Source organism: Chryseobacterium pennipullorum (assembly GCF_003384725.1).
Classification (GTDB): Bacteria; Bacteroidota; Bacteroidia; order Flavobacteriales; family Weeksellaceae; genus Chryseobacterium; species Chryseobacterium pennipullorum.
Genome location: NZ_QNVV01000036.1, coordinates 1 through 8,513 on the forward strand (window position 1 = coordinate 1; position 8,513 = coordinate 8,513).

General features: G+C 42.8%; 1 protein-coding gene. It reads left to right on the forward strand.

The window, feature by feature from the left end; translation table 11 throughout:
* Window positions 1-8,513 (forward strand): non-ribosomal peptide synthetase (locus DRF67_RS21120; RefSeq protein WP_115930281.1); only part of this gene is annotated, 8,513 nt, incomplete at both ends.

Genomic DNA, 8,513 nt, shown 5'->3' on the forward strand with positions numbered 1-8,513 from the left:
CTGGCCTCTTTAAAACCATGGTATGAGCGTTACCGCTCATCACCAACGCTGATTAATATGTATGGAATTACCGAAACAACGGTCCATGTAACCTATAAAGAACTGAGTGTAGAAGACCTTGACAAAGCATCTTTGATTGGGGAGAATATCCCGGATCAGGGGATGTATATCCTGGACAAACATCTGAGAGCCGTTCCTGTCGGAGCTGTTGGCGAATTATATGTAGGCGGAGCGGGAATCGCAAGAGGCTACCTCAACCGTGCCGAACTGACCGCAGAACGTTTCATCGCAAATCCATTCCAGACAGACGAGGAGAAGGGAGAAGGGAAGAATGGGATTTTGTATAAAACAGGCGATCTTGTGCGTTGTCTTTCCGATGGCGAACTGGAATACATTGGCAGAAATGACTTCCAGGTGAAGATCCGCGGCTATAGGATAGAGCTGGGTGAGATTGAAAACCGGCTTCAGGAATACCCTGAAGTAAGACAGTCGGTGGTCCTTGCCAAAGAAAATAAGGCCGGGATGAACTACCTTGTAGGCTATTATGTCTCGGATACCTCTATAGAAGCAGGAATGCTTACATCCTTCCTGTCAGAAGTATTACCGGAATATATGGTTCCGTCCGTATTTGTTCATCTGACCTCTCTGCCCTTAACCATCAATGGGAAGTTAGACCGCCGGGGCCTACCTGAGCCTGAATTTACAGGAAGCAGAGATTATACAGCACCGGAGAATGAGCTTCAGGAAAGACTGTGTCAGATCTACGGTGAAGTCCTTGGATTGGATGCCTCAGCAATAGGAATCCATGATGATTTCTTCAGCCTTGGAGGAAACAGTATCATGGCGATAAAACTGATCAGCGGTATTAAAAGAGTACTGGATATACAGGCCGGAGTGGCTGTTATATTTGGCCACAAAACGGTCGCTTCTCTTTCTCATGTGCTGACTGAACAAAATAATGATGAAGAGCTAATCATTACCCCGGTAAAAGTCAGTTCTCCGCAAGAGCAGAGATTGTCCTTTGCCCAGGAAAGACTTTGGTTCATTGAAACTTATGAAGGAGGCAGCAGTGCCTATAATATTCCGATGACGGTCCGTCTTAATGAAAAAACAGATATTTCAATCCTTTGTCAGGCCCTTGAGACGATTATCATGCGTCATGAAGTATTAAGAACCGTTATTCGTACTACAGATGAAGGAAAAGGGTATCAGATGGTAACAGATCACAGCCCGGAAATCCACAGACACCCTATAGAAACAAAAACAGAGCTTGATGAAGCGGTGAACAGGATTGCGAATAAAGTTTTCCAACTGGATGAGGAACTGCCTGTGGAGATTAACCTTTTCAGCTTAGATGCAGACCATTACCTATCAGTTGTGATTCATCATATTGCTTTTGACGGATGGTCTACCGATATATTTTTACGGGAGATACAGGCGGTCTACGAAGCTTTGATTAACGGAGCAAAACCTCAGCTGCCGGAATTAAAAATTCAGTATAAAGACTTTGCTTTATGGCAGAGAAGCTATCTTGTTGGCAGCCAGCTGGATCGTCAGGTGGGATATTGGAAAAACAAACTTAATGACTTCCAGAATCTTGATCTTCCTGCCGATTTTAAACGACCTTCACAGGTATCTTATGAAGGAGAAACCATCAACTTTACGATAGACCCGGGAGTTGCCAAAAGCCTTAGAAATACCTCCAGAAAACTGGGTGTCAGCTTGTACAGTGTTATGCTGGGAGGATATTACCTGATGCTTTCCGCTTATACGGGGCAGGATGATCTTGTGATAGGTAGCCCTATTGCCAATCGTCATCACGCCGGGCTTGAAGATATTATAGGATTCTTTGTCAATACCCTTGCATTACGGGAAAATATTGATCCGGAGCAAAGCCTTAAAGATTTTATCCTTCAGGTAGCAGAATCGGTTACGGAAGCACAGTCCCATCAGGATCTTCCATTTGAGAAGCTGGTTGAAGAATTGGGTATAGAGCAGGATACATCCAGACATCCGATCTTCCAGGTGATGTTTGGTCTTCAGCGCTTTGGTAAAGATATTCATGATGGGGAGGCTTTATTTGCTCCTTTCGATGGAAATCTGGATTATCAGGTAGCGAAATTTGATCTTACCACGATGATTGATGATGGTGAAGAAACCATCCGTGGAATGTTTAATTACAGCAAAAGTATTTTTGCAAAAGAAACGGTTAATGCGATGATCCGTTCTTATCATTTTATTCTTGAACAGGCCTTTAATAGCAATGAAAATAAGCTTGAACATATTAAACTTGGAAAGCTTTCCTTTGTTCCGGCAGATATTCAGAAAAAACTAACAGAAGACTGGAATTCCACAGAGTCTGTATATGCTGAAAAAACCATTCATCATTTATTCGAAGATCAGGTTTCAAAGACTCCTGAGCGGGTTGCTGTGGTGTTTCAGGATGTACAGATATCCTACAGGGAATTGAACGAAAGATCGAATCGCCTGGCGAACTATCTTATTGATACCTATAATCTTCAGCCTGATGATATTGTTCCGTTATGTTTAGAGCGTTCTGAAAATATGCTGATCGCGATATTAGCGGTATTAAAATCCGGAGCAGCGTATGTACCGATGGACGCTTCTTATCCTGCAGAGAGGGTTTCCCATATCCTTAAGGATACCGGGGCACAATTGATTCTGGGTCAGAAAAGTACGGCCGAAAGACTTGGAAATTGGGGGGCAGAAGTGATCTCTTTAGATGATGTTGCCTTTAAAGCAATACTTGAAACCTATGATGCTAATAATCCTGTAACCAAAACAACAGCAAATCATTTGGCCTATGTGATCTACACCAGTGGAACAACCGGACTTCCAAAAGGGGTTATGGTGGAACACCGGAACGTCGCCAACCTGATCCATCAGGAAGCTAAGGAGTTTGGGTTGCTATCCGGAGATCTTAAAAACTGCCTTTGGTATGCCAATTATGTATTTGATGCCCACGTTTGGGAATTGTATCCTTCCATTACCCATGGACATACGATCTATATTTTAGAAAAAGAACTTCAGACCGACCTGTCTTCTTTAAGAGATTATATTAAAGACAATACGATCAGCATCGCCACGATTCCACCGGTTCTTTTGACCAGAGAAGATATTTTACCATTAGAAAAGCTTGTGGTTGCCGGCGATGTCACCAATCCGCAGGTGATGGCAATGTATAAAGAACAAGGCGTAGATCTGATCAACGCGGATGGACCGACAGAAACTACGGTATGTGCCACTTTGCATCACTATAACGAAGATGAAAACCCTGTGAATATCGGAGGACCGATCGGAAATATGACGGTTTACGTACTGGATAGCCATCATCGTGTGGTTCCTGTAGGAGCAGTAGGAGAGCTGTATATAGGAGGAGCCGGCATTGCCAGAGGTTATCTGAACAGGCCTGAACTGACAGAAGAACGCTTCATTGTCAATCCTTTCCAAACTGAAGCTCAGAAAGAAAAAGGAGAAAACGGGCGCTTGTATAAAACCGGAGATTTGGTACGCTGGCTATCCAACGGGGAGCTTGAATATATCGGCAGAAATGACTTCCAGGTGAAGATCCGTGGATATAGAATTGAATTAGGAGAGATTGAAAACCAGTTGCTGGGTTATCCCGGAATCAGCCAGGTTGCTGTTTTAGCCAAAGAAAATAATGCAGGATTAAAATATCTTGCAGGGTATTATGTTTCCGAAGCGGAAATAGATCCATTGAAGCTGTCAGAAAATCTTTCAGCATCCTTACCGGAATATATGGTTCCGGCTGTGTACATTCATCTGACCTCTTTACCACTGACCATCAATGGGAAGCTGGATAAGAAGGCTTTACCTGAACCTGATTTTACAGGAAGCAGCCATTATATTGCTCCAGAAACCGAACTTCAGACGAAATTATGCCAGATCTATGGTGAAGTGCTGGGACTTGATCCTGAAACAATCAGCATTCATGATGATTTCTTCAGATTAGGCGGTGACAGTATCATCAGTATTCAGCTGGTAGGAAGAATAAGACAGCAGCTTGAGGTAAGGCTAAGCGTAAAAGAAGTCTTTACAGCACGTACCGCTGCTTTATTATCGATTCTGATTGAAGAGAAAAACCAGGATGAAAGCATTAGCATTTTGGCAGAGCAGGGAATATTGGAAGGAGAGATCTCATTATTACCGATCCAGGAATGGTTCTTTGCTCAAAAAGAGCAGGGATATCTGACAGACTTCAACCACTGGAACCAAGCATTCCTGATCCATGTGCCTGAACTGGATAAAGAGCTTCTTGAGAAAAGCGTTCGGATTCTTATTGAAAAACACGATGCTTTCAGAATCAATTATCCGAATGAAAATGGAGTGTATTCACAACAATACGCATTAGAAGCAATCCCGGAAATCAATGATCTTGACATTTCCAATATGACGATGCAGAAACTATCCCGGCAGTTTACCCAATGGCAGACACAGTTCGATATAGAAAAAGGACCGTTGTATCGTATTGCTTATATAACAGGCTATGAAAACGGAAGTGCAAGAATCTTCTTTGCGTTCCATCACCTTATCATTGATACAGTTAGCTGGAGAATCATTACCGATGACCTGAAGAATATCTACCAGACTCTCGAAAGAGGCGAGGAAATTAAAATTGCTCAAAAAGGAAGCAGCTACCGCCAGTGGGTGGAAGCTGTGAAAGACTACAAAATAAATACACCTGAGTCCAGAGAAAAAGAACTTGCTTATTGGAAGCATACAGCAGAAATAGTTCCAGCGATCAATAAAACATTGGAATCGATTTCCGTACCGAAGAGCCATCATGATATTTTCCTTTTAGATAGAGACAATACAGAGAAGCTTATCAGAGGCAGCCATCATGTTTACCACACAAGGATTAACGATTTGCTGTTATCAGCATTAGCTTCTGCTCTTACTGAACTTACAGGAGAATCCCATCATGCCGTAGTACTGGAAGGTCATGGCCGTGAAGATGTTTTCAGTCATCTGGATATTACAGAAACAGTAGGATGGTTTACCTCCATGTATCCGCTCGTGCTGGAAACAGGAAAACAGCTTAATGAAACTGTTGTCTTGACCAAAGAAGCATTAAGAAGTATTCCTGACAACGGAATAGGATATGGTAGTCTTATGGGGTATACAAAGCATGAACTTCCCAAAATCAGTTTCAACTATCTTGGACAGCTTGATCAGGAAGAAAGCTCATCAGAAAAAACCTGGTTCATTGCAGCCGAAGACAGCGGATTATCAATAGGAGCATCAAACCGCGAAAGCCACATTATAGGGATCAATGGGGCTATAGTGGACGGTCAGCTTCGATTCAATATTGCAGCGTATTTACCTCAGGATCAGGTAAAACGCATGGCCCAACAGTTTAAAGACTGCCTTATTGATATCATTAATGAACTTTCCGGTAATACCCGAAGCTTCCTTACGCCATCAGATGTAGAAAATATTGTAAACAAAGAACAGCTTGATGAAATCCAGGAATACAGAGAAGCCGAACACATATTCTTAGCCAACAGTTTACAAGAAGGATTTGTATATCATGCTTTAAAACAAGGAGATACAGATGATTCGTACCGGGTTCAGCTCATCTGGGACTACCATTCCAAAATAGATATTGAAAACCTTAAAAAGGCGTGGTCCTATACCCAGCAGCAGTTCCCGGCATTGAGGCTCAGATTCAGCTGGAGCGGAGAGATTGTTCAGATTATTGATAAGGAAAGTACACTTGACTGGAGATTTGAAGATCTCAGTGGCATCGTGGAGGACCAGCAGGAGTTATATATTCATGAAGTTGCCTATAGGGACCGTTTTGAAGTCTATGACCTTTCCAGAGGAAGGTTATTCAGGATATACCTGTTCAAACGTTCGGAGAAATATTACACCTGTTTATTCAGTAATCACCATGCTGTTTTGGATGGCTGGAGTATGCCTGTTGTGCTTAAAAGTATTCATGATATCTATCTGAATCTGATCAAAAAGCAGGATCCGGGGTTTGTGACGGATCACGCCTATGTCAATACTCAGAAATATCTTCAGCAGCATAAAGACAGCAGCCGTAGTTTCTGGGAAACCTATATGAACCTCCTTCAGGATCAGGAAGATTTGAGCAGCCTGATAAAGGAATCTCAAAGAATTGTGGATCTGGGAACCTACCGCCAGATACAAGACCATCAGTCTGTACAAATGACCCTGACAGATACTCAGTATCATCAGCTGAAAAAATTCACGACAGATAACGGATTTACAGTGAATGCAGTTCTGCAGTACCTGTGGCATAATCAGCTTGCTCTGTATAGCGGGGCTGAAACAACAGTGGTGGGAACCACAGTGTCTGGGCGAAGCCTTCCTATTGATGATATAGAATCATCCGCAGGATTGTTTATCAATACACTTCCGCTTATTGTACAGCATACAGAAGGCAAAGCCGTTGATATTATTTCCGGGATTCAGCATAGGATCAGTGAGCTGAATACCCATAGTGATGTCAGCCTGGGAGCACTTCATCAGGATGCAAGACGTATGTTCAGCAGTCTGTTTGTATACGAGAACTATCCGGTGCCTACCGGTGGAGACGATAGTAATGAAGTAGGATTCGTGTTCAGGGATTCTGTTGAAAAGCTTGACTACCCATTAGGAATAATGGCCTATGAACAGGGAGACAGCGTAACGATGAAGATCAATTATGAAGGCATTCTTTTTGAACAGAAGACCATGGAGCAGCTGATGGAGGGAATGAAGAATGTTTTGGCTCAGATACTGGAAAATGCACAGATAACATCGGGTCAGCTTTCTTTAGTTCCGGCAGACCTTCAGAAAACACTAACAGAAGACTGGAATTCCACAGAGTCTGTATATGCTGAAAAAACCATTCATCATTTATTCGAAGATCAGGTTTCAAAGACTCCTGAGCGGGTTGCTGTGGTGTATCAGGATGTACAGATATCCTACAGGGAATTGAACGAAAGATCGAATCGCCTGGCGAACTATCTAATTGATACCTATAATCTTCAGCCTGATGATATTGTTCCGTTATGTTTAGAGCGCTCTGAAAATATGCTGATCGCGATATTAGCGGTATTAAAATCCGGAGCAGCGTATGTACCGATGGACGCTTCTTATCCTGCAGAGAGGGTTTCCCATATCCTTAAGGATACCGGGGCACAATTGATTCTGGGTCAGAAAAGTACGGCCGAAAGACTTGGAAATTGGGGGGCAGAAGTGATCTCTTTAGATGATGTTGCCTTTAAAGCAATACTTGAAACCTATGATGCTAATAATCCTGTAACCAAAACAACAGCAAATCATTTGGCCTATGTGATCTACACCAGTGGAACAACCGGACTTCCAAAAGGGGTTATGGTGGAACACCGGAACGTCGCCAACCTGATCCATCAGGAAGCTAAGGAGTTTGGGTTGCTATCCGGAGATCTTAAAAACTGCCTTTGGTATGCCAATTATGTATTTGATGCCCACGTTTGGGAATTGTATCCTTCCATTACCCATGGACATACGATCTATATTTTAGAAAAAGAACTTCAGACCGACCTGTCTTCTTTAAGAGATTATATTAAAGACAATACGATCAGCATCGCCACGATTCCACCGGTTCTTTTGACCAGAGAAGATATTTTACCATTAGAAAAGCTTGTGGTTGCCGGCGATGTCACCAATCCGCAGGTGATGGCAATGTATAAAGAACAAGGCGTAGATCTGATCAACGCGTATGGACCGACAGAAACTACGGTATGTGCCACTTTGCATCACTATAACGAAGATGAAAACCCTGTGAATATCGGAGGACCGATCGGAAATATGACGGTTTACGTACTGGATAGCCATCATCGTGTGGTTCCTGTAGGAGCAGTAGGAGAGCTGTATATAGGAGGAGCCGGCATTGCCAGAGGTTATCTGAACAGGCCTGAACTGACAGAAGAACGCTTCATTGTCAATCCTTTCCAAACTGAAGCTCAGAAAGAAAAAGGAGAAAACGGGCGCTTGTATAAAACCGGAGATTTGGTACGCTGGCTATCCAACGGGGAGCTTGAATATATCGGCAGAAATGACTTCCAGGTGAAGATCCGTGGATATAGAATTGAATTAGGAGAGATTGAAAACCAGTTGCTGGGTTATCCCGGAATCAGCCAGGTTGCTGTTTTAGCCAAAGAAAATAATGCAGGATTAAAATATCTTGCAGGGTATTATGTTTCCGAAGCGGAAATAGATCCATTGAAGCTGTCAGAAAATCTTTCAGCATCCTTACCGGAATATATGGTTCCGGCTGTGTACATTCATCTGACCTCTTTACCACTGACCATCAATGGGAAGCTGGATAAGAAGGCTTTACCTGAACCTGATTTTACAGGAAGCAGCCATTATATTGCTCCAGAAACCGAACTTCAGACGAAATTATGCCAGATCTATGGTGAAGTGCTGGGACTTGATCCTGAAACAATCAGCATTCATGATGATTTCTTCAGATT